Origin of the sequence: Paracoccus saliphilus (genome assembly GCF_028553805.1) — a bacterium.
GTDB classification, from domain to species: domain Bacteria; phylum Pseudomonadota; class Alphaproteobacteria; order Rhodobacterales; family Rhodobacteraceae; genus Paracoccus; species Paracoccus saliphilus.
Genome location: NZ_CP067140.1, coordinates 4,200,070 through 4,223,224, shown reverse-complemented (window position 1 = coordinate 4,223,224; position 23,155 = coordinate 4,200,070). Strand labels below are relative to the sequence as shown.

20 protein-coding genes are annotated in these 23,155 nt (G+C 62.0%); 12 read left to right on the top strand and 8 right to left on the bottom strand.

Annotated features, from left to right (window positions below; genetic code table 11):
* Positions 1 to 87: 87 nt before the first annotated feature.
* The 3 genes from JHX88_RS20270 to JHX88_RS20260 form a co-directional block, all read right to left on the bottom strand.
* Complete coding sequence (locus tag JHX88_RS20270; RefSeq protein ID WP_272848126.1) at positions 88 to 1,812, bottom strand: OFA family MFS transporter; 1,725 nt, start codon at positions 1,810 to 1,812, stop codon at positions 88 to 90.
* Positions 1,813 to 2,041: 229 nt separating this feature from the next.
* Positions 2,042 to 4,009, bottom strand: coding sequence for a sensor histidine kinase (locus JHX88_RS20265; RefSeq protein ID WP_076529182.1), 1,968 nt, complete (start codon positions 4,007 to 4,009; stop codon positions 2,042 to 2,044).
* 3 nt (positions 4,010 to 4,012) lie between these two features.
* Positions 4,013 to 5,365, bottom strand: coding sequence for a sigma-54-dependent transcriptional regulator (locus JHX88_RS20260; RefSeq protein WP_076529184.1), 1,353 nt, complete (start codon positions 5,363 to 5,365; stop codon positions 4,013 to 4,015).
* A 203-nt stretch (positions 5,366 to 5,568) separates the two neighbouring features.
* On the opposite strand from JHX88_RS20260, the gene JHX88_RS20255 reads away from it, so the two are divergent.
* Positions 5,569 to 6,726, top strand: coding sequence for an NAD-dependent epimerase/dehydratase family protein (locus tag JHX88_RS20255; protein ID WP_076528055.1), 1,158 nt, complete (start codon positions 5,569 to 5,571; stop codon positions 6,724 to 6,726).
* 45 nt (positions 6,727 to 6,771) lie between these two features.
* Here JHX88_RS20255 and JHX88_RS20250 read toward each other — a convergent pair whose 3' ends face one another.
* Positions 6,772 to 7,812: a LacI family DNA-binding transcriptional regulator gene (locus JHX88_RS20250; protein ID WP_076528053.1), complete on the bottom strand. Its 1,041-nt coding sequence runs from the start codon at positions 7,810 to 7,812 to the stop codon at positions 6,772 to 6,774.
* A gap of 104 nt (positions 7,813 to 7,916) precedes the next feature.
* Between JHX88_RS20250 and JHX88_RS20245 the strand changes: the two genes are divergently transcribed.
* The 6 genes from JHX88_RS20245 (at position 7,917) to serB (ending at position 14,682) form a co-directional block, all read left to right on the top strand.
* Positions 7,917 to 8,972, top strand: a complete 1,056-nt coding sequence (locus tag JHX88_RS20245; RefSeq protein WP_076528051.1) for a sugar phosphate isomerase/epimerase family protein — start codon at positions 7,917 to 7,919, stop codon at positions 8,970 to 8,972.
* Positions 8,969 to 10,066, top strand: a complete 1,098-nt coding sequence (locus JHX88_RS20240) for a Gfo/Idh/MocA family protein (RefSeq protein ID WP_076528049.1) — start codon at positions 8,969 to 8,971, stop codon at positions 10,064 to 10,066. Before JHX88_RS20245 ends, JHX88_RS20240 begins: the two co-directional genes overlap by 4 nt.
* On the top strand, positions 10,063 to 11,547 hold the full coding sequence (locus JHX88_RS20235; protein WP_076528047.1) for a sugar ABC transporter ATP-binding protein: 1,485 nt from the start codon (positions 10,063 to 10,065) through the stop codon (positions 11,545 to 11,547). The genes JHX88_RS20240 and JHX88_RS20235 overlap by 4 nt, the downstream gene beginning before the upstream one ends.
* On the top strand, positions 11,544 to 12,515 hold the full coding sequence (locus JHX88_RS20230; protein WP_076528045.1) for an ABC transporter permease: 972 nt from the start codon (positions 11,544 to 11,546) through the stop codon (positions 12,513 to 12,515). The genes JHX88_RS20235 and JHX88_RS20230 overlap by 4 nt, the downstream gene beginning before the upstream one ends.
* Before the next feature lie 18 nt (positions 12,516 to 12,533).
* Positions 12,534 to 13,499, top strand: coding sequence for an ABC transporter substrate-binding protein (locus tag JHX88_RS20225; protein ID WP_076528043.1), 966 nt, complete (start codon positions 12,534 to 12,536; stop codon positions 13,497 to 13,499).
* A gap of 304 nt (positions 13,500 to 13,803) precedes the next feature.
* Positions 13,804 to 14,682, top strand: coding sequence for a phosphoserine phosphatase SerB (gene serB / locus JHX88_RS20220; protein WP_076528040.1), 879 nt, complete (start codon positions 13,804 to 13,806; stop codon positions 14,680 to 14,682).
* On the opposite strand, the gene JHX88_RS20215 is transcribed toward serB, so the two are convergent.
* Positions 14,672 to 15,679 carry an NAD(P)H-dependent flavin oxidoreductase gene (locus JHX88_RS20215; protein WP_076528038.1) on the bottom strand — a complete coding sequence of 336 codons (1,008 nt, stop codon included), beginning with the start codon at positions 15,677 to 15,679 and terminating at the stop codon, positions 14,672 to 14,674. The genes serB and JHX88_RS20215 overlap by 11 nt on opposite strands.
* Before the next feature lie 142 nt (positions 15,680 to 15,821).
* Here JHX88_RS20215 and JHX88_RS20210 point away from each other — a divergent pair, with 142 nt between their 5' ends.
* The gene (locus tag JHX88_RS20210) at positions 15,822 to 16,580 is read left to right on the top strand and encodes a TSUP family transporter (protein WP_076528036.1); all 759 of its coding nucleotides are present in this window, start codon (positions 15,822 to 15,824) and stop codon (positions 16,578 to 16,580) included.
* A gap of 170 nt (positions 16,581 to 16,750) precedes the next feature.
* On the opposite strand, the gene JHX88_RS20205 is transcribed toward JHX88_RS20210, so the two are convergent.
* A complete protein-coding gene (locus JHX88_RS20205) occupies positions 16,751 to 17,737 on the bottom strand; it encodes an asparaginase (RefSeq protein WP_076528035.1) in 987 nt (328 codons plus the stop codon).
* Positions 17,738 to 17,891: 154 nt separating this feature from the next.
* On the opposite strand from JHX88_RS20205, the gene JHX88_RS20200 reads away from it, so the two are divergent.
* The gene (locus tag JHX88_RS20200; RefSeq protein ID WP_076528033.1) at positions 17,892 to 18,416 is read left to right on the top strand and encodes an invasion associated locus B family protein; all 525 of its coding nucleotides are present in this window, start codon (positions 17,892 to 17,894) and stop codon (positions 18,414 to 18,416) included.
* 116 nt (positions 18,417 to 18,532) lie between these two features.
* Positions 18,533 to 19,705: a dual-specificity RNA methyltransferase RlmN gene (gene rlmN / locus JHX88_RS20195; RefSeq protein WP_076528031.1), complete on the top strand. Its 1,173-nt coding sequence runs from the start codon at positions 18,533 to 18,535 to the stop codon at positions 19,703 to 19,705.
* Positions 19,706 to 19,792: 87 nt separating this feature from the next.
* On the opposite strand, the gene JHX88_RS20190 is transcribed toward rlmN, so the two are convergent.
* Both JHX88_RS20190 and JHX88_RS20185 read right to left on the bottom strand, forming a co-directional pair.
* Positions 19,793 to 20,473 carry a ZinT family metal-binding protein gene (locus JHX88_RS20190; protein ID WP_076528030.1) on the bottom strand — a complete coding sequence of 227 codons (681 nt, stop codon included), beginning with the start codon at positions 20,471 to 20,473 and terminating at the stop codon, positions 19,793 to 19,795.
* A 170-nt stretch (positions 20,474 to 20,643) separates the two neighbouring features.
* On the bottom strand, positions 20,644 to 21,471 hold the full coding sequence (locus JHX88_RS20185) for an LOG family protein (RefSeq protein ID WP_076528071.1): 828 nt from the start codon (positions 21,469 to 21,471) through the stop codon (positions 20,644 to 20,646).
* A 114-nt stretch (positions 21,472 to 21,585) separates the two neighbouring features.
* On the opposite strand from JHX88_RS20185, the gene dapD reads away from it, so the two are divergent.
* Positions 21,586 to 22,407 carry a 2,3,4,5-tetrahydropyridine-2,6-dicarboxylate N-succinyltransferase gene (gene dapD / locus JHX88_RS20180; protein WP_076528028.1) on the top strand — a complete coding sequence of 274 codons (822 nt, stop codon included), beginning with the start codon at positions 21,586 to 21,588 and terminating at the stop codon, positions 22,405 to 22,407.
* A gap of 30 nt (positions 22,408 to 22,437) precedes the next feature.
* A complete protein-coding gene (locus tag JHX88_RS20175; RefSeq protein ID WP_076528026.1) occupies positions 22,438 to 22,893 on the top strand; it encodes a YaiI/YqxD family protein in 456 nt (151 codons plus the stop codon).
* Positions 22,894 to 23,155 lie beyond the last annotated feature (262 nt).

Here is a 23,155-nt window from a genome sequence, read left to right as displayed (position 1 = left end):
GTCCGGAAAGGAGGTGGGGAGCGCATGGCCCCCAATGGCCTGCGAAAGGGAAGAATCAGCCAACCTCCGGATAACCGAGCGCGCCCCTTATTCAGCCGGTATGGCCTGCAATTCCGGCTCGTCGTGATGATGGTGTTCCTTAACGGGACGCATCAGCAGATTGGCGAAGAATGCGATGACGAGCAGTCCGGCCATGGCGTACATGGTTGTGTTGTAGAGGCTTGAGGTCGGATCGATGGTGCCTTCTGGAGCGATCTCCATCAGCTTGGCGATGGTCACGGTCTTGGCGGCGACAAGCTGGTCGAGCTGCTCGATGGGCGCACCGAATTTCTCGGCGAATGCCGCCGGATCGATCCTGCTGGTCAGGTCGGTGACCGCCTTGCCCACCGATAAATCCCGCAGCGAGGTGATCGCCAACGGCCCGAGCACCCCGGCCGCCGACCATGCGGTCAGGAGCCTGCCGTGAATGCCGCCCACATGCATGGTGCCGAACATGTCGGCCAGATAGGCCGGGATGGTCGCGAACCCGCCGCCATACATCGAGAAGATGATCATCGTGGCGACATAGAAGCCGACCAGGTAGATCACGTTCGGGCTCTCGGCCCCTGCCGAGGCGAAGAACGGGATCGACAGATACAGCAGCGTGCCCAGCACGAAGAAGCAGTGATAGGTCATCTTGCGGCCGATGTAATCCGAGGTCGAGGCCCAGAAGAACCGCCCGCACATGTTGAACACCGAGATCATCAGCACATAGGTCGAGGCGAAAGCCGCGGTGACGATGCCGGGCATGGTGGTGCCATAGATCTCGGACATCATCGTCTTGGCGACACCGATCACCCCGATCCCGGCGGTGACGTTGAAGCACAGCATCAGCCACATCTGCCAGAATTGCGGCGTCTTCAGCGCCTGGTCGATATGCACGTTGTTCTGCGTGACCAGCCCGGATTTGGCGGGTTTGGGCACCCAGCCCTCGGGCTTCCAGTCCTTGGCAGGCACGCGATACATGAAGGAGGCCAGGATCATCACGCAGAAATAGACGATCCCCAGTGTCATGAAGGTTTGCGCGGCCCCCGTGTTGCCGGTGCCGATGGCATACAGGCCGGCCTCTCCCCCGATCTCGGCGGCCTGGGCGGCATTGGCGATCACCACCTCCACCTTGCCGGCAGCGGTCTCGGCGAACACCCGGCCGTTCTCGACCATGGTCTCCACCGTGCCCTGCGCGCCCAGGTAATCCGGCGCCTTCTCGTACAGGTTCAGCAGCCAGCCATTGACGGGCGCGCCGATCATCGCGCCGCCGCCAAAACCCATGATGGCCATGCCGGTCGCCATGCCGCGGCGGTCGGGGAACCAGCGCAGCAGGGTCGAGACCGGAGAGACGTAGCCCAGTCCCAACCCGCAGCCGCCCAGCACACCGTAACCCAGGTAGATCAGCCAGAGCTGATGCAGCGAGATGCCGAGAGAGCCGATGAGGAAGCCGCCGCCCCACAGGAAGGCCGCCAGCACCCCGACCATGCGCGGGCCGACCTCTTCCAGCCATTTGCCGGCAAAGGCCGCGGCAAGGCCGAGAAACACGATCGCCACCGAGAAAATCCAGACGACCGAGCCGAGGCTCCAGTCCTCGGCACTTGATGCGACGACACCGAGTTCGCGGGTCAGCGGCGGGTTGAACACCGACCACGCATAGACCGAGCCGATGCAGAGATGAATGGCAATGGATGCGGGGGGTACGAGCCAGCGGTTGAAACCGGGCTTGGCGACGATGTTCTCTTTGCGCAGGAATGCGAGCGCGCCGCCGGGCTTGGCGTTTTCCATGAATCCTCCTCCCAAGGTCGTGGTTCGCGCCGGTTTCACTCGACGTCCCCCACTGTTCATGCCAAGGGATTGTGGTCATGCCGATGTCGCGCGTCAATTTATTTTTATAGCAATATCAATTAGTTAATAGACATTCTGACCGACGGAAACGGCAATGGCGCCGATAATCGCGACAATCTGTCCGCCGCCTTGGTCGAAAGGCGGCCGGAATTGGGACATTCTGTCCTTCTCAGGAATTTTCGGCGGCTGGCAGAATGATGTCGAAACGGCTGCCCTGACCGGGCTCGGACGCCGCCACGATGCGCCCGCCGATTCGGCCGACCAGCTGCTGGCTGATCGACAGGCCAAGCCCGGTACCCTGCGCCTGCTTGGTGGTGAAGAACGGATCGAAGATGCGTTTCAGCGTCTCGGACGGGATGCCTGATCCCGTGTCCTCGATCCGGATGACGACATGGTCGTCCTCGTCCAGGACGCTCATTGTCAGGATGCCGCCACCCGGCATGGCGTGAACGGCGTTGAGGATCAGGTTGACAACCACCTGCTGAAGTTCGGTCCGTTCCATCAGCACCGCGCGCGTCGTGGCGAAATTCGTGCGGCTCTCGATCCGGGCCTTCTCGATCTGTTGACGGGTCAGAACCAGGCAGTCGCGCGCGACCTCTGCCGGAACGATCAGGTTGGCGGCGCCGGAATATTCGGCCGGGCGCGCGAATTGCAGCAGCTTCGAGACGATCACACCGACACGATAGACCTGGTCGTCGATCAGCCGGAACTCCGTTTCCACCTTCTTCGCATCCTCTCCAAGCAGGTCGCGCGCCACGTCCAGGTTGCCCTGGATTACCGCGATGGGATTGTTGATCTCATGCGCGACACCGGCGGTGATTTCTCCCACTGCCGCCAGTTTCTCGGACATGATCAGGCGTTCGGTCGCGCGTTCCAGCTTGCTGTTGGCCTCTTGCAGGTCACGGGTTCGCTCCTCGACCTTCTGCTCCAGGCTTTCGCCCCAATCGCGCAGCTGCCGATCACGCTCTTGCACGGCGTTCAGCAACCCGTCCAGATGCTGTGCGACCTGCGCGATCTCACCGCTTTCCTCATGAGGACCGTTCCGCGCGTCCAGATTTCCGGCTTCGACCTCGGCGATGGTCTGGGTCATTCGCTCCAGCGGCCGAAAAATCCGCCCTGCCCACCGCAGGAAAATCGGGACCGAGATCGCGGCAACGAAGACAAAGATCAGCGACAGCGCCACGATCGTGTTGATTTTCTGGCGCTGAAACGGGGCTTCGAGAAAGCCGACATAGAGCATGCCGACATTCTCGCCCTTGCTGTCGGTGATCGGCTGATAGGCAGAGATATACCAGTCATTGACCACGAAGGCGCGATCCAGCCATGTCGCTCCATCGTCAAGCACCCGCTGACGCACCTCGGCGGAGACACGGGTGCCAAGGGCGCGGACATTCTCGAACAGCCGGACATTGGTCGAGATGCGCACATCGTCCAGGAACAGCGTCGCTGTGCCCTGACTGCCTTCGGGCAGGGAGCGTTCGCGATAGACAAGCGCATTGATCGTATCGATGAAATCGAGATTGCGGTTCAGAAGCACCCCGCCGACCAATGCCCGGCGCGTGCCATCGGGCATGGTCACTGGCGCGGCGGAGTGGATGATCATGCCGCGATCTTCCGTCAAGCGGTCGGTTGGCCGGGCGGCGCGAGTCGGCACAAGCCGGATCGCGGCGCGTTCCGGCAGGCCGGGCGACAGCGCGTCAAGTTGGCCAGCGCTCAGGATATCGATGGCGCTGCGGGGCGCTCCGGCCAACGCGTCCTCGATGACGGGCCAATCCCTCGGGACAAACCCCCGGGGTAACGGGCTTCCATCCGACAGGTAGAGGAAATCCAGCCCGAGCTCCTCCTTGCGTGCCGCGATATAGGCCTTGGCCCCGTCCCTTTGCAGCGCCTCTTCGAAGGCGACCGAACCGGCCAGCGCGTCAAGCCGTTCGACAGAATTTTCCAGCAGGTGCTGCAAATATTGATCGGCGATGGTCAGGTCGCTGTTGACCTTGACGATCAGCAGGTTGTCCATCTTGTTCGACCAACGCAGCATCGCGCCGCCCAGCATGACCGGGAACAGCACCAGCATCGGCAGCAAGGCGATCACCAGCAGGCGCACGCGAACCGAGCGCAGGAGACGTCCCGGACCCGACATTCCTCACAATCCCCACGCCGCGCATTTGCGGTCGATGGTCTTGCGCGAGACGCCGAGCCGCCTTGCCGCTTCCGAACGGTTGCCGCCGGTCGCATCGAGGGCGCGCAGGATTTCCCGTCTCTCGACCTGCATCAAGGGCTCGATAGGGCCCTGTTCCGATGGCGGTGCCAGGGTTTCGAGCGGAAATCGCCCGAAAATCAGCGATCTTTCGATGAAGTTCCGCAATTCGCGAATATTGCCCGGCCAGTTGTGGCGCAGCAAGGCGGCACGGGTGGTGCTGTCGATCTCCAACCGGGGAAGATCGAGACGGGAGGCAATTTCCCGCAGGAACAGGGCTGCCAGTTCTATGATGTCCCCTTCGCGCTCCGCCAGTGCCGGCATTCGCAGCTCGATGACATTGATGCGAAAGAACAGGTCCTCGCGGAAGCGGCCTTCGGCGACTTCCCGGTCCAATGCCCTGCTGGTGGCCAGGACGAAACGCAGGTCAAGCCGCGTTTCCCGCTCCGCGCCGACCGGCCTGACCGTCCCGTCCTCCAGCACCCGCCGCAACGCCGATTGCGCAGAAGGGCTGAGGCCGGCGACATCGTCGAGAAAGACCGTTCCCCCCTGTGCCGACGGCAGCAAGCCCTCTCGTGCCGCCCCCGCGCCGGGAAATGCCCCCGCCACATGGCCGAACAACTCGCTTTCGATCATCTCGGCGGGTATGGCAGAGCAGTTGATCGGCACAAATGGCGCCGCAGAGCGATGCGACGTCACGTGCATATGCCGTGCCGCGACCTCCTTGCCGGTTCCCGACGCACCCGTGATCAGCACCGGCGTGGTCACGTCGCGGATACGGGCCAGCATGTCGCGCGTGGCGGCGATGGCGGGCGACGATCCGATCAGCTCGCGCCGTTGCTGACCGATATCCTGCCCGTCCAATTCGCGCCGGAGCAGCATGTTCTCGCGCCGCAGCTGCGCCATCTGGATGCAGCGGCCCACGGCGTTCAGCAACTGGTTCGAGCGGAACGGTTTCAGCACGAAATCGGCGGCGCCCGCCCGCATCGCCTCGATCGCGGTTTCCAGGTCGGCATAGGCGGTGACCATGATCGTATCTGTGAACCCGCCCTTGCCGCGCTGCTCGGCCAGCCAATCCAGGCCGCGCTGGCCCGGCATCATGTTGTCGAGGATCATGACGTCGAAATGCCGCCGGGCAAGCTCCGCCTCGGCCTCCACCGTGTTTCCGGCCTCGGCGACCGACAGGCAATGCGGGGTCAGCGTCTTGACCAGGAAATTCCGCATGCCCGGCTCGTCATCGACCACCAGCACGCTTGCGCGTGCCAGAAGCCCGGTCAGTTGCTGCTCTCCGCGATCCATTCGAAGTCCCGTTTTCCTCTTGCATCATCGTGACGCGAGCAAACGGAAAAGGCCAGCAGCCCGTGTGAATGGGAATACTCGTACCGCCATCTCGATCCAGATGGGCAAGCGACGGATATCGACGGGCATTCCCGCTTTATCTCATGGGGAGAATGAGACATATATTGCCGCAAATCGGACGGCTAATGCGGGAAGTCCAAGACATGAAGATAGTTATCCTTGGCGGCGACGGTTTCTGTGGCTGGCCGACTGCTCTCCATCTGTCGCGTCGTGGCCACGAGGTCATCATTGTCGACAATCTCAGCCGCCGGGCCATCGATCTTGAACTCGAGGTTGAAAGCCTGACCCCCATCCGGCCGATCGGCGAAAGGTTGCGCGTGTGGAAGGAACTGACCGGCAACGAGATCCGGTTCTACAATTTCACGGTTGGAGAGCATTATCACCGGCTTCTGACCCTCTTCAAGGAAGAGCAGCCGGATGCCGTGATCCATTTCGCCGAGCAGCGCGCCGCGCCCTATTCGATGAAATCCAGCTATCACAAGCGCTACACGGTCAACAACAACCTCAACGCCACCAATGATGTGCTGGCCGCCATCGTTGAATCGAAGCAGGATATCCATCTCGTGCATCTGGGCACGATGGGGGTCTATGGATACGGCACCGCGGGCATGAAGATCCCCGAAGGTTATCTGAAGGTAAAGGTGGAAACACCAAGCGGCGATGCCGAGCAGGAGATTCTTTATCCCACCAATCCCGGCTCAATCTATCACATGACGAAAAGTCAGGATCAGCTGTTCTTCGGCTTTTACAACAAGAATGACGGCGTCAAGATCACCGACCTGCATCAGGGTATTGTCTGGGGAACCCAGACAGAGGACACCAAGCTGGACGAACGGCTTATCAACCGTTTTGACTATGATGGCGATTACGGCACGGTGCTGAACCGTTTCATCATGCAGGCGGCGGTCGATTATCCGATGACCGTTCACGGCACCGGCGGACAGACCCGCGCCTTCATCCATATCCAGGACACCTGTCGCTGTATCGAGCTTGCACTCACGAATCCGCCCAAGAAGGGTGATCGGGTCAACATCCTCAACCAGATGACCGAAACACACCGGGTGCGTGACCTTGCGCAGATGATCAATGAGCAGACCGGGGTCGAGGTCGCCTATCTGGACAATCCGCGCAACGAGGCCTCCGAGAACGACCTGTATGTCATCAATGATCGTTTCATTGGCATGGGGTTGGAGCCGATCAGGTTGCAGGCGGGGATCATGGAAGAGGTGAGCGAGATTGCGCGGAAATATGCGGATCGTTGCGACCGGACCAAGATCCCCTGCGTGTCTCGCTGGCGCTGACGTTCCGGGGGTGCAGCGGCAGGCCGATGACTCCGCTTGCCGATATCAGCCCGCGATCCGGACATTCGTGAAAGGCGCGGTCGTCTCGCGCAGCATCAATTGCGGCGCGAGAAGCGTCACGGGATCGACCTCTGCCCCCGTGATGCGCTGAAGGATCGTACGGGCGGCCTGACGACCAAGCTCTCGCTTGGGCTGCCTGATGGTCGTCAAGGCGGGCGCCAGATGTGAGCCCAGTTCGATATCGTCGAAACCGACAATCGATATGTCGCGCGGTGCAATAATTCCGTTGCGCTGAAGGCTTGCCATGAATGCGCAGGCCATCTCGTCAGAGAAGGCGAACACTGCGCCCGGTCGTTGATCTGGCGAAAGCTCTTCCCAGCATTTCGCCGCTTTTTTGCCGGCCTGCAATGTGAAGTCACCTTCAAAAAGCGTCAGCCGCATTCCGTCGGCGGCATCATGTACGCCTGCAAGTCGGGATTTGTGCAAGACGTTCCGATCAGGTCCGCCGATCACGCCGATATGGCGATGCCCCAGCTCGCGCAGATGTTGGATGGCTAGGCGGGCCCCTTCGCGATTATCCAGCATGACGCGCGGCAGATCGGAATCTTCGACCCATTCACAGGCCGTGATCAGCGGAGGCAGGTCGGTTCGCTCATGTGCATCGCGCAGATGATCCACGGGAACCATGCCATCCATCAAGATGATTCCGTCGGCACGTGAAGCGTCCATGAATCGCTGCAATGTCGTGTGCCTGCCTGCGTCGTCCAGCGTATCCGCCACCAGCAGGTCATAGCCCGCCTGTGCCAATTCCTTGCCCATCCCGTCGAGGATCTTGGCGAAGAAGGGATTGCCCAGATTCGGAACGAGCGCGACCACGCTGCCGGTGCGCTGTTTTCGCAGGTTTCGAGCCGCGTGATTCATGCGATAGCCGGTGGCTGCAAGCGCCTCGGTCACGGCTTGCCGGGTCGTTTCGGCCACCAGATCGGGGCATGATAGTACCCGGCTGACGGTCGAGGTCGAAACTCCCGCCAGTTTCGCCACATCGGAAAGCCGTGCTCGGCCAGATGAAATCAGACCTTTGTCCATTGCAACACCCTATGCCGCCGGGATGCTCCTCGCAAGATGGATCAGAAAATGTTTGCAATCGATTGCAGGCCAGTGCAGATTGACCGAAAGATGGGGGGGGATTCATGCGGACCATCAAGGGGCCGGCGTTGTTTCTGGCGCAGTTCATCGGTGATGATGCACCTTTCGACAGCTGGGACGGAATAACAAAATGGGCCGCCGAATGCGGCTATGTCGGTGTGCAGGTCCCCACGCATGATCCCCGGATGCTCGATCTCGAGCGGGCCGAGACATCACCGGATTACCGGGACGAATTTCTGGGCACCGCCCAACAGAACGGCGTCGAGGTGACAGAGCTGTCTGCCCATCTGCAGGGACAGCTCGTCGCCGTGCACCCCGCCTATGATGCCGGGTTCGACGCTTTCGCACCCGCACGGCTGCGCGGTAATCCCAAGGCAAGGCAGGAATGGGCGACCGATCAGGTCGCTCGCGCGATCCGTGTCAGTCGTTTGTTGGGCCTGGATGCGATGGCGACGTTCTCGGGCGCGCTGGCCTGGCCCTATCTCTACCCGTGGCCGCAACGTGCGCCCGGCCTGGTCGAGGCGGCCTTCGATGCGCTGGCAGATCGCTGGCGCCCATTGCTGAGCTTGGCGGATGAGCAGGGCGTCGATGTCTGCTTCGAGATCCATCCGGGCGAGGATCTGCATGATGGCGTGACATTCGAGATGTTCCTCGAACGCGTTGGCGGGCATGAACGCGCGAACATGCTGTACGACCCATCGCATTACATCCTGCAGCAGTTGGATTACCTGCAGAATATCGACATCTATCACGACCGGATCCGCATGTTCCACGTCAAGGATGCCGAGTTCCGTCCAACCGGGCGGCAGGGTGTCTATGGCGGCTATCAGGGCTGGACGGATCGGGCAGGGCGTTTCCGTAGTCCCGGCGACGGACAGGTGGATTTCGGCGGGGTGTTTTCCAAGCTGACGCAATACGGTTTCGATGGATGGGCCGTGGTAGAATGGGAATGCGCGCTGAAACATCCCGAGGACGGCGCGCGTGAAGGGGCGCAATTCGTGCGAGATCACATCATCCGGGTGACGCCGCACGCATTCGACGATTTCGCGGCAGCCGGTATCGACCGCGCGGCAATCGACAAGGCATTGGGGCTGACATGAAACCGATACGTCTAGGCATGGTTGGCGGGGGCAGTGGAGCCTTCATCGGCGCAATCCATCGCATTGCGGCCCGGATGGACGGGCATTACCAGATCGTTGCGGGCGCGCTGTCCTCTGATGCCGAACGTGCGGCAGAGAGTGCGCAAGAGCTGGGCCTTGACCGCAGCTATGCCGATTTCAACGAGATGGCGCGGGCCGAGGCCGCACGCGAAGACGGAATCGAAGCCGTTAGCATCGTGACGCCCAACCATCTGCATGCCGCTCCGGCGATCGCGTTCCTGAATGCGGGCATTCACGTGATCTGCGACAAGCCCCTGGCCGCGACGTCCGAGCAGGCGCAGGCCATGGCCGAGGCAGCGCGAGCCTCGCGTGCGCGGTTTTTTCTGACACATAATTATTCTGCCCTGCCTCTGGTGCGTGAGGCCCGCGCTCTCGTGGCAGAGGGAGCCTTGGGCCAGATTCGTCTGGTGCAGGCCGAGTATCTGCAGGGTTGGCTTGCCGACGAGGTGGAGAACAAACAGGCCGAGTGGCGCACCGATCCGGCGCGTGCCGGGGCAGGCGCGCTTGGTGATATCGGCACCCATGCTTGGCAATTGGCGCAATTCGTCACCGGCCACACGCCAACTCATCTGTCGGCAGAGGTCTCGAGCATTGTGCCAAGCCGTGTCATCGACGACGATGCCCGCCTGTCCTTGCGCTATGCCTCTGGCGCGAAAGGCGGACTTTGGGCCAGCCAAGTCGCCGTGGGGCAGGAAAACGGGCTGTCGCTGCGGCTATTCGGCACCGAGGCGGCGCTGGAATGGTGCTTGCAGGACAGCGAAAAGCTGATCGTGACACCCAAGGACGGCCCGGCGCAGATCTTGACGCGGGCGCAGGATCGCTCGGAATCCTATCGGACTCCGCCGGGCCATCCCGAAGGTTACCTGGAAGGGTTCGCCAATCTTTACAGCGATATCGCAGCAATCATCCTGGGTGACACCACCGATCTGGAGCGTGTGCCGGGACTGATGGATGGGCTGTCGGGTATGGCCTTCATCGCGGCAGCGAAGGCTTCATCGGCACAGGACGGTGCCTGGGTCGAGGTGGGCGAATGACAGTTCTTGCACTTCAGGACGTTTCGAAAAGCTTTGGCCCCATCGAGGTCCTGCATAATGTCGATCTAGCGCTCGAGCCGGGCGAGGTTCACGCGCTGATAGGTGAGAACGGGGCAGGCAAATCCACGATCATGAAGATCCTCGGCGGGTTCCTTGACCCGACCGAAGGGCAGGTCATGCTGGATGGCCAGCCCGTGACCTTCAGCAGCGGCCCCGAGGCCGAGGCGGCGGGAATCCTCGTCATCCATCAGGAATTCAATCTCGCTTCCGATCTCTCGGTCGCCGCGAATGTGTTCCTGGGGCGCGAGATCGGAGGCTGGCGGCTGGATCACGCCGCCATGCGCAAGCAGACCTCGGCGCTGCTTGAACGCCTGCACAGTCCCATCTCGCCCGAAACCCTGATCCGCGACCTGTCGGTTCCCGACCGCCAGATGGTCGAGATCGCCAAGGCCCTGTCGCGCAATGCCCGCGTTCTGATCATGGACGAGCCAAGCGCCGTGCTGACCCATCGCGAGGTCGGCACGCTTTACGAACAGATTGACCGGTTGCGGGCCGAGGGTGTGGCGATCCTGTATTGCTCGCATCGACTGGACGAAGTTGCGCATCTGGCCGACCGCATCACCGTTTTGCGTGATGGCAGCGTCGTGCGTCGTGCCATGCGCGGCGAGTTGGACGAGGACAGCATGGCCGCCGCGATGGTCGGTCGCGAGTTGCAGGATTTCTATCCGCCGAAGGGCCAGCCATCCGACGAACCCGCGCTGGAAGTCAGCAGCCTGAACGTTCCCGGAAAGGTGCATGATGTCAGCTTCACGCTGCGCAAGGGCGAGGTTCTGGGGATTTCCGGACTGGTCGGATCAGGACGAACCGAGCTCGCTGAAGGATTGGTCGGATTGCGCGCGGCCAGTGGCGAAATTCGGGTGAATGGCCAGAGTGTTGCGATCAATCGTCTGCGCGATGCCTTTGACGCCGGGCTTGCCTATCTGACCGAGGATCGCAAGGAAGCCGGACTGCTGTTGGACAAGGGGCTGCGCGAGAACCTGACGCTGGCCACGCTAGAACGCTTTGGCAAGTTCCGGCTGGATGTCGCCGCCGAGGATGCCGCGATGGACAAGGCCACCGGGGATTTCGACATCCGCGCCCCAAGCCGCGACATGGTGGCGGGCAAGCTGTCGGGTGGGAACCAGCAAAAGCTGCTTCTGGCAAAGACCATGCTGCCCGATCCACAGATCATCATCATCGACGAGCCGACGCGCGGCATCGATGTCGGCACCAAGAGTCAGATCTACGCTTTCATCCGCAACCTGTCGGCAGAGGGTCGCAGCGTGATCGTCATCAGCAGCGAAATGACCGAGGTGATCGGTCTTTCCGACCGCGTGCTGGTGATGCGCGAGGGGCGGCTTGTGGGACAGGTCGAAGAGGACGCAATGACCGAAGACAATATCGTACGCCTCGCCATGGGCGTTTCCGGAGAGGCCGCATGAGCAAACCCGACCTGCATACACTCGGCCCGCTGGTCGCCCTAGTCGCATTGATCGTGCTTGGGGCGCTATTGAACCCTGCCTTCCTGGCACCGGGCAATATCACCAATGTGCTGGCGCGTTCGGCCTTTATCGGCATGATCGCGGTCGGCATGACCTTCGTGATCACGGCGGGTGGGCTGGACCTGTCGGTGGGTTCGATGGCCGCGTTCCTTGCCGGAATCGCCATTATCGGCATGAATGCCGCGCTACCTGGAATGGGCGAGAACTGGGGCACGATCCTGGTTGGCATGGGGGTGGCCATGCTTGGCGGTATCCTGGCCGGTTACCTGAACGGTGCGCTGATCACCAAGGCAAGGATCGAGCCGTTCATCGTCACGCTTGGCACCATGGGCATCTTCCGGTCGCTGGTGACATGGCTGGCGGATGGCGGCACGCTCAGCCTCGATTACGGGCTGCGCACGCTGTATAGGCCCGTCTATTACGGTGGTATCGGCTGGATCACATGGCCGATCATCACCTTCGCCCTGGTCGCCTTTGCGGGCGAATGGGTCATGCGTCACAGCCGTTTTGGACGCCATGTCGAGGCCATCGGCTCGAATGATCGGGTGGCGCGCTATTCGGCCATAGATGTCAACCGGATACGGCTGATGACCTATATGCTTCTGGGCCTGCTGGTCGGCGTGGCGACGGTGCTTTACGTGCCGCGCCTCGGCTCGGCCTCGGGCTCGACGGGTGTGCTGTGGGAGCTGGAGGCCATCGCGGCGGTCATCATCGGCGGCACGGCGCTCAAGGGCGGCACGGGGCGTGTCTGGGGCACGGTCGTCGGTGTGCTGATCCTGTCGCTGATCGACAATATTCTCAACCTGGCCGACCTGGTCAGCCCCTATCTCAACGGGGCGATACAGGGGGTCATCATCGTTCTTGCTGTGGTTCTGCAGCGGGAGAAACGCACCGCCGAAGAGCGGTAACAACCGGGAGGAAGACTGATGAAACGCAGAAGCCTGATGAAGGCCGCCGCATTGACGGCGGTGATGGGGCTGACGGCTGGCGTCGCTTTGGCGCAGGACGAGGCCGAAAAGAAGGTGATCGGTGTATCGATTCCGTCCGCGACGCATGGGTTCATGGGCGGGCTGAACTGGCACGCGCAGGATACCATCGAGCGGATGGGCGAAACCTATCCCAACCTTGAATTCGTGCTGGCGACGGCGGGGGATGCTGCCAAGCAGGTCAGCGATATCGAGGACATGATGGCCACCCGCAATATCGATGGGCTGGTGGTTTTGCCTTTTGAATCAGAGCCTTTGACCGGGCCGGTCGCATCTGTGAAAGAGGCGGGCAAATTCGTGACCGTCGTTGATCGCGGCCTGAGCCAGGACGGGATCGAGGACCTTTATGTCGCGGGCGACAACGCCGCGTTTGGCCGGGTCGCGGGTGAATATTTCAGCGAGAACCTCGAAGCAGGCTCGAAGATTGTGGTGCTGCGCGGCATTCCGACCACGCTGGACAATGAACGGGTCGAGGCGTTCCAGGCCGCCTTGGAGGGCTCGGACATCGAGATCCTCGACATGGAGCATGGCAACTGGAACCGCGACGATGCCTTTACCGTCATGCAGGACTTCCTGTCGAAATACCCTGAAATCAACGCGGTATGGGCGGCCGACGACGATATGGCCATCGGTGTGCTTGAAGCCATCGCGGCAGCCGGACGCGAGGACGAGATGTGGGTGATCGGCGGTGCCGGCATGAAGGAGATCGTCAAGCGGATCATGGATGGCGATCCGCAGCTGCCGGTGAACGTGACCTATCCGCCGGCGTTGATTTCCTCGGCCATCGAGATGACGGCGTTGAACTTTGTGTCGAACGCGCCGATGACCGGGCGCTTCATCATCGGTTCGCAACTCATCACGCCCGAGAACGCCGAGCAGTTCCACTTCCCGGACAGCCCGTTCTGATCAGGTTTCCGTGGCGGCCGGGTTCATCGCCTGGCCGCCATGAATGCGTGTTGCGCAACAGCAGCGCGCGTTGCTAAAGCACCGCCGCGCAACAGGAAGCGGACTGGCCCAGCAAATGCTGGGTTTTTGCCTGTGACATCCGTACACCGAACGTACACAGCGCGTACACAACCTGTACACAGGCAGCGTACGCTGAATGGCATTTCGGGGTGATTTCCCTGGCCGCCGAAAGCTCTTGTTAACGATTTCCATTCGACGGTGCTTTGGTTTAGAGCATGGCGGCCACCCAAGCCGGAGCATTGCCATGTATACCGTTTCGTTGATCGCCTCCCCGAAGCTCGCCAATCTGCAGACCGAGTTGCTGGAAGAGCTGGCGAAGCGTTGGCAGGGCGGATCGGCATCATGGCTCAATCCTGGCATCGCCGGAGAGTTCGAGATCCAGACCATGCCCGAGGATCTCGATCAGGTCTGGGGGGATTTGCAGACCATCGGGCTGGACCTGGTCATCCGGCCCAGCAGCGGTCGGCGCAAGAAGATCCTGCTCGCCGATATGGACTCGACCATGATCGAGCAGGAATGTATCGACGAGCTGGCCGATATGGCGGGGGTCGGCGCGCGGGTCGCCGATATCACTGCGCGAGCAATGAATGGCGAGCTGAATTTCCACGAGGCGCTGGTCGAGCGGGTCGGCCTGCTGGCGGGTTTGAAGGAAGACATCATCGGCGAAGTGCTGAAGACGCGGATCACATTGGCTCCGGGCGGGCGGGAGCTTGTCGGCACGATGCGGGCGAATGGCGCTTATACGGCGCTGGTTTCGGGCGGATTCACGGCATTCACCCGCGAAGTGGCGCAATGGCTGGGCTTTGACGAGCACCGCGCCAATACCCTGCTGGCCGATGACGGGGTGCTGACCGGTCATGTCGCCCTGCCGGTGCTTGGACGAGAGGCCAAGTCCGAGGCGCTGGAAGAGATCACCGTCGCACGCGGCCTGACTTTCGGGGAGGTCATCGCCGTGGGTGACGGGGCCAATGATCTGGGGATGTTGCAGCAGGCCGGGGCGGGCGTGGCCTTGCATGCCAAGCCCGCGGTGGCTGAGCAGGCGGGCATCCGGATCAATCACGGCGACCTGACGGCGCTGTTGTACCTGCAGGGCTATTCCGTGGCGGATTTCGTCACAGGCTGATCGCTGCCACGGTCTCGGCTGCGGGGCGGGCAATGGCGCTTGCCGCGCCCGTTCCGGCCCAGAAGGCGCCATAGCCCGTTTCCCCCGCCGCCAGCGCTGCCGCGTTCAACGCCTTGCCGGCATCATAGGCGACCGGATAATCTGCGGCATCCGTGCCGTCGATGGCGGTGAACAGGTTTTCCATGCCGCGCGCCGGGCGGCCCGAGATCGCGCGGGTCATCACCGTTTTGCCACTGGACAGCGCGGCATGATGCGCCGCCGAGGTCGCGGCTTCGGGCGCCAGAAGGAAGGCCGTTCCGCATTGCACGGCGATGGCCCCGGCCTGTATCGCCTGCCGGGCATCTTCACGGGTCATGATTCCGCCCGCCGCGATCACCGGTAGGCCCAGCCCGGTCAATTGGCGGGTCAGGGGCAGGGTTTCCAGCTGTTCATCGCCAAGCTCGGGGTCGAAACTGCCGCGATGCCCGCCTGCCTGCCATCCCTGCGCCACGATCCCGTCCAGCCCGGCATCCGCGATGGCCCGGCCCTCGGCCTCGCTGGTTGCCGTGGCCAGCAGGACGGCACCGGTTGCGCGCAGGGCCTGAAGCTGATCGGGCTCGGGCAGTCCGAAGTGAAAGCTGATCGCGGCGGGACGCGCCTCGACCAGCATGTCCAGCATGGCCGGGTTGGCGCGGAAGCTCTGATAGATTTCGGTCAGGTGATCTGGCGGGGTGCTGTCGAAACGGCGAAATTCGGGGCGCAACCGCTCGAGCCACGCCATTTCGCGCGCGTGGTCGCGATGCGCGGGCCGATGGCAGAACAGGTTCACCGCAAAGGGCCGCCCGGTCAGCGCCCGTGTCCTTGAGATCGCGTCCTGCGCTCTCGCTGTGTCCAATGCGCCCAGCGCCACCGAGCCCAGCGCACCTGCTTCGCTGACCGCCGCCGCCAGTTCGGGCGTCGAGACGCCAGCCATCGGCGCCTGTATCAGCGGATGCCGCAATTCCAACCTGTCCAGCATGAGTCTATTCCTTCTTCTTCATGCAAGTATCCCACGGGGGTGCGGGGGTGTGAAACCCCCGCTCTTGGCGGATCTTTACAAGGCCCGACAATGGGCGCATTGCCGCGCCGGGAACCGATACCCGCCACGCCGAAAGTTGCCTATGCTTGATTTGTCATTCGATCTGATCCTGATCCTGCTTGCCGCCGGGTTCGCTGCCGGTTTCGTCGATGCCATCGCCGGCGGAGGCGGCCTGATCACGGTCCCGGCGTTGATGCTGGCCGGTGTGCTGCCCGCGCAGGCTCTGGCCACCAACAAGGTCCAGGGCGTGTTCGGCTCGGCGACGGCGGCAATCAGCTATGCGCGGCGGGGATTGGTCGATCCGGCGACCCAGTGGCGGGCGGCGTTGATCGCGGGCCTGGGTGGGATCGTGGGTGCGGCCCTGGTCACATACCTGCCGACCGATGGTTTGCGGCTGGGGCTGCCGGTGATCCTGATCGGCATCGCCGTGTTCTTCGCGGTCAAGCCCGGCCTGGACGATCTTGACCGGCGGCAGCGCGTCGCTCCGGCGATCTTCGCGGCCTGCATCGTGCCATTGATCGGGTTCTATGACGGATTGGTGGGACCGGGGGCCGGATCGTTCTACATGATCGCTTTCGTGACGCTCGCCGGATATGGCGTCCTGAAGGCGACAGCGCATACCAAGCTCTTGAACCTGTTCTCCAATCTGGGAGGTTTGCTGAGTTTCGCGCTGATCGGGCAGCCCTTGTGGCTGCTGGGCGTCATGATGGGCCTGGCGCAGATCGCGGGTGCGGCTTTGGGGGCGAGGCTGGCCGCGCGGATCGGCGCCAGGCTGATCAAGCCGCTGCTGGTCCTGACATCGGGTGCGTTGGCATTGCGCCTGATCTGGGAGCTGCTTTGAGGGCATGCCCCGAGAGGACCGGGTTCGGGATCCAGATGCGCGAGATGGGGAGGGGGCCGACACCCGCTCTGCCAAAGGGGTGCCGGCCGAACGGTATTTCAGAGGGACGATTGGGGGCGCGGCCCTCATGGCGGTATTCAAGCAGAAAAATGCGTCGGATTCGTGACGAATCAGTCGGGGAAGCCCGGCGCGGTCCGCATTTCCCCGGTGACGGTTCCACGCCAGTTCCGGATCGGACCTGTCAGGTAGGTCGAGACGACCGGATTGTCTTTGTCCAAGACATCCAGATGCAGCAGAAGCGCAATGATCGCCGCTTCGCTGGCACGGGTGGCGCCGTCCAGGGCCTTGAGCGCGATGCCTAGCCCCTGTTCGGGCAGGATGGCGACGAAGACGCCCTCGGCGCCGGTCTTGACCGCGACCTTGCCTTGCATCGCGCGCATGAGGGTGGTGCAGGCGCGTCCTTCGCCTGCCACCATCTCGGGATGGGTGCGCATTGCAGCGACCAGGCGTTGCATTGCCTGCCCCCTCCGGTCGCCGCCGGGTTTGGCAAACCTGGCCATGGCACTGGCGAGTCCGGTGAGGCTGCAGGCATGGTTGGGTGCCGAGCAGCCGTCGATGCCATAGCCCGGGCTGGTTTCCCCGGTGACCTCTTCAAAGGCGGCTTTCGCGGCTTGTTGAACCGGGTGCTCTGGATCGACATATTCCGGCCCGCCGCCCAGATGGCGGTTGAGGGTCAGGAAACCGGCATGTTTGCCTGAGCAGTTGTTATGCCGCTGGTCCGGCTTGTGGTCCGAACAGGTCAGGCGCCGGTTCTCGTCCGGGTCCTTGGGCATGTGGCAACCGCAGCGCAGGTCCGTTTCCTGCAGGTCAAGCGTGGTCAGCCAGCGATCCACCGCCTCGACATGGATATGGGCGCCGTTATGGCTGGCACAGGCCAAGGCAAGCTGGCGGTCGGTCAGGCCCGCAGCGTCCGCCGCGCCGCTTTCCAGAAGCGGCAATGCCTGGACCATCTTGCACGATGATCGCGGAAAAATCACCTCGCTCGGGTTGCCCCAGGCTTCGAGCACCCCGGTGCTGTCGCAGATCACGGCATGGCCCAGATGAAGGCTCTCGCGCCGGCCTCCGCGCCACAATTCGATCATTTCTGCTGCTCGCATCACAATTTTCCCCCTGACAATTGCGCGATTTTACGCATGTTCCCCTTTTTCATGCAGTGATTTTCGTTATCCTGTCCACAGGTGGTTGAAAAGACCAACGCAATCGGGAAAAGAACGTCGAACTGAGCGGCGAAACATGGCAGGAGACCAGAGCATGAAGAATATCACGCTGCGCGGCATGGCCGCAGTCGCACTCCTGATGGCTGGGCTGGGGACAGCGGGCGCACAGGAATCCAACAATGTCGTTGCAACCGAAGGGGACTGGACCGTGTTCGCGGCAACAGATCCTCAGGAATGCTGGGCGGTGTCGCCTCCGAAATCCACGGTGAACACGGATTCTGAAGGGAACCCCAAGGAAGTGACGCGTGGCGATATCCGCCTGTATGTCGCTTACCGTCCGGGTCAGAATGGCGAAGTGTCGTTCACCGGCGGCTATCCCTTCGCGCCCGATTCTACGGTCGAGCTCGATGTGGGGGGGCAGAAATTCAACCTGTTCACCGAGGGCGAAAGTGCCTGGACCGGTAGCCCCGACGAAGATCAGAAGCTGATCGGCGCATTGCGGGCCGGGTCGGATACCACGATCACCGGGCGTTCCTCGCGCGGGACGGTGACCAAGGATACCTTCAGCCTTTCGGGCATTACCGCAGCGACCAATACTGCGAAAGAACGCTGCCAGTAAGGCAGGGGACCAAAGCTTGTCGATGCAGGGCCGAGGGTCCTGCACGGGGCCTGTTGATTTACGGCCCCGTTTAGCTTATTTCCGGGTCCTTCAATCAATTTGCCGGTGACCCTGACATGTCCGCTCCGATCACGCAGGATGTTCTGACCATCCCCCGAAAGCTGCCCGAAGGTGGCCGGGTGAATATTGTCGGCCTGACACGCGATCAGTTGCGCGATGCGCTGATTGCCGCGGGCACGCCCGAGAAGCAGGCAAAGATGCGGGTCGGGCAGGTCTGGCAGTGGATCTATCATTGGGGTGTGCGCGATTTCGCGCAGATGACCAACCTGGCCAAGGATTACCGGGCGCTGCTGGCCGAGACGTTCGAAATCGCTCTACCCGAGATCGTGAGCCGTCAGGTCAGTGCCGATGGCACCAGGAAATACCTGCTGCGAATCGCCGGTGGGCATGAGGTCGAGGCGGTCTATATCCCCGAAGAGGGGCGGGGCACGCTTTGCGTTTCCTCGCAGGTGGGCTGCACACTGACCTGTTCCTTCTGCCATACCGGCACGCAGAAATTGGTGCGCAACCTGACCCCGGGCGAGATCGTCGGCCAGCTGATGGTGGCGCGCGACGATCTGGGCGAATGGCCGGTGCCGGGTGCGCCAAGGGACGAGACGCGGCTGGTCAGCAACATGGTGCTGATGGGTATGGGCGAGCCCCTGTATAATTTCGAGGGCGTTCGCGATGCGATGAAGGTCGTCATGGACAACGAGGGGTTGAGCCTCTCGCGCCGCCGGATCACCCTTTCGACCAGCGGCGTCGTGCCCGAGATCGCCCGCACCGCCGAAGAGATCGGCTGCCTTCTGGCGGTCAGTTTTCACGCCACCACCGACGAGGTGCGCAACAAGCTGGTGCCGATCAATCGCCGCTGGAATATCGAGACGCTTTTGGCGGCGCTGCGCGAATATCCGCGATTGTCGAACAGCGAGCGGATCACCTTCGAATATGTGATGCTGGACGGGGTGAATGACAGCGACGAGGATGCCCGGCGCCTGGTCAAGCTGATTCGCGGTATTCCGGCCAAGATCAACCTGATCCCCTTCAACGAATGGCCCGGCGCGCCCTACCAGCGCTCGAGTTGGGAGCGGATCGAGAGCTTTGCCGATATCGTCCATAAGGCGGGTTACGCCAGCCCGATCCGAACGCCGCGTGGCGAGGATATCATGGCCGCTTGTGGTCAGCTGAAATCCGCGACCGAGCGGGGCCGCAAGAGCCGGGCAGAGATCGCCGCCGAAGCGTCGGGGTGAGTTTTCTCTTTTGCGGCTTGGATCGGCAGAACAGAATCCGGCCTGAAGCAGGCTGCCCAGAAGAAAGCGGGCAGCCTGAAAATCGCGTCAATGCGCCAGCATTTCCTCGACGATTTGCTCTTTGCTGAGTGACGAGGGATAGTAGGTCGGCCAGTTGGTCAGTTCTTCCAGCAGAGCCGCGCGGTCATCTCCCCAGTAAAGGTGGTAATGATCGGACTTCTCGGGGGCGATGCGGTGATCGCTGAACTGGAAGAAGTCAGGGGCCTCGTCATCGCCCGCGGTCTTCTTGAAGATGAACCGAACGCCGCGATTGCCCTTTTCATAGGTCAGGATTTCGTAGCCGTCGCTTTCGTAGGTTCCTCGCACTGATGCGTCGCCTTCGTAGAAGGTTACGCTGTCGCCCTCGATCACGATCCGGTCGGTGTCGGTTTTGTATCCGGTCTCGTAATAGGCGCGGTATTCCTCGACGGACTTGTCGCCATGTGCGGCCTTGTCAGCCATCACCGGGTCAAGCGTGCCATCCACCAGATAGGGGTAGACGGACTGCCAGTCGCCTTCCCAATCCGAAAGCGGGCGGTCTTCGACCTGGCTATCTTCGAAATAGCCCTTGTAGACGGATTTGTCGGTGTCATGCGCGTGATCATGTTCATGCGAATGATCATGTGACGAGGATTTGTCGGCGCTTTCGTTCGCCTGCGCCTGTGCGGCGAAAAGCAGCATCGAACCGACCGCCACTGCGCCAAGATATCTGGTGATTGCCATTTGCATCGTCTTTGACCTCTTCCGGTTACTGCATCCTGGGAGGGATGTTTCCTGATTGTTACGTTATACTGTAACAATCAGGGCGTAACGAAATCCGATCCCGCTGACAATCGGGAATTGAGGCTGTCTCGATGTAAATTATCGCCGTGGAAAGGCGGCGCGGTGGGTGGTCCCGCTCAGTCGCGGGGCAACTCCCATTCGTCTATGATCTGCACTGCCTCATCGGCGGTTTCGACATAGCGGAACAGGTCCAGATCATCGTCGCTGATCGTTCCGGCCTTGGCCAGGGCCTTCCAGTTGATGACCTCGTCCCAGAACTCCCGTCCGAACAGCAGGATCGGAACGCGTTTCATCCGCCCGGTCTGGATCAGGGTCAACGTCTCGAACAGCTCATCCATCGTGCCGAAACCGCCGGGAAAGACGGTGATCGCCCGCGCCCGCATCAGGAAATGCATCTTGCGGATGGCGAAGTAATGGAAATTGAAGCACAGATCGGGGGTGACATAGTCGTTGGGCGCCTGTTCATGCGGCAGCACGATGGATAGTCCGATGGATTGGCCGCCGGCCTCTTCCGCGCCCATATTGCCCGCCTCCATCACGCCGGGACCACCGCCGGTGCAGATCACGAATTCGCGGCCATAGGTCGCAAGGCTGCGTTCGGTCATGATGCGAGCGAAGCGGCGGGCCTGTTCGTAATATTTGGACAATGCGCCAAGGGTCGGCGTGCGGGCAGTATCCGCATGTTCCGGCGCAGGAATGCGTGCGCCGCCGAACAGGACAACGGTCGATTCTATCCCCCGCTCATCCATGATCATCTCGGGCTTGAGCAGTTCGAGTTGCAGTCTTACGGGGCGTAGTTCTTTGCGCAAGAGAAACTCCCGGTCTGTGAAGGCGAGCCGATAGGCCGGGGCGCGGGTCTGGGGCGTGTCCGGAATACGTTCGGCGCGCGCGGCATCTTCGTCGCTATGGGGCATGGAATGGGCGCGTTCTTCCTTGTCGGTCATCGGGTCCTCGGCGCAATTGGCAGCCTGTGCGGATTGCACGGGGCTTTCCCTACGCTTATAGCGCTGAAGAAACAGTTTCCACCCGAACGCGACAGATCAAGGAAAAAGCCAAAGATGACCCAAGCTCTGGAAAAAGCCATCGAAGCCGCGTGGGAGAAGCGGGCCGAGATCACTCCCGCCACGCAAGGTGAAGCCCGCGAAGCGGTAGACGAGACCCTGCAAAGGCTCGATAGCGGAATGCTGCGTGTCGCCGAGAAACAGGGCAATGACTGGCATGTGAACCAATGGGCCAAGAAGGCGGTCCTGTTGTCGTTCCGGCTGCGGGACATGGAGGAGATGGCCGGCGGTCCCCAGCGTGCGAACTGGTGGGACAAGGTCGATAGCAAGTTCAAGGACTGGGGCGACAATCAATGGCGCGCAGCGGGATTTCGCGCGGTGCCGGGCGCCATCGTGCGCCGCAGCGCCTTTATCGGCAAAGGGGCTGTCCTGATGCCGTCCTTCGTCAACCTGGGCGCCAATGTGGGCGAAGGGACGATGGTCGATACATGGGCCACGGTCGGCTCCTGCGCGCAGATCGGCAAGAATGTCCATCTGTCCGGCGGCGTCGGTATCGGCGGTGTGCTGGAACCGCTGCAGGCCGGGCCGACCATCATCGAGGATGAATGCTTCATCGGTGCGCGTTCCGAAGTGGTCGAAGGTTGCATCATCCGTGAAGGTTCGGTCCTGGGCATGGGCGTCTTCATCGGCCAGTCGACCAAGATCGTTGACCGCGAAACCGGCGAGGTCATGTATGGCGAGGTTCCGGCCGGTTCGGTGGTGGTGTCGGGCTCTATGCCGTCGAAGAACGGGGTGAACCTCTATTGCGCCGTGATCGTGAAGCGGGTGGACGCCAAAACCCGTGCCAAGACCTCGGTCAACGAATTGCTACGTGACTGATCGCGGGCCTCGACAGGGCGGGCTGTTCGCATGACGAGCTTGTATATCGATGCGGATGCCTGCCCGGTCAAGGCAGAGGCCGAGCGGGTCGCCACCCGGTTGCGCGTCCCGATGATCCTTGTCTGCAATGGCGGATTGCGTCCCTCGGCAAATCCGCTCGTGTCGCTGGTCATCGTTGACGAGGGGCCCGATATCGCCGACCGCTGGATTGCCGAGAGATGCGGGCCGGGCGATATCGTGGTGACGGCGGATATCGTGCTGGCCGATCGATGTCTGAAGGCCGGGGCGCAGGTCATGCAGCATGATGGCGAGGCACTTACCATGGCGAATATCGGTTCGCGCCTCGCGACGCGCGATCTGATGAGCGATATCCGCGCGGCGGATCCGTTCCATCGAGGCGGTGGGGCGGGTTTCACGAAGGCGGATCGGTCACGTTTCCTGCAGGCTCTGGACAAGGCAATTCAGGCGGCGCTACGCGGCGGGTGAGATGCGCAGCCCCACCGGCAGATACCATGACAGGAAGATGGTCACGAAAAGAGTCGCGACGGCTGTTCCCGACAGGTTGCGGTTTCGGCATCGGATAAACGATGTCAAAATTGGTCATGAGGAGATTCGGGCAATCGAAAAAATGCGATATCACGCCAAGTTTGGCGGAACCTTGCCCAACCGATATTGCGCGAGCATAAGTGAATATGTAAGCCCGCACGATCGGGACGGGGGATGGTTGGTAACGAAGTGAAGGAAAGCC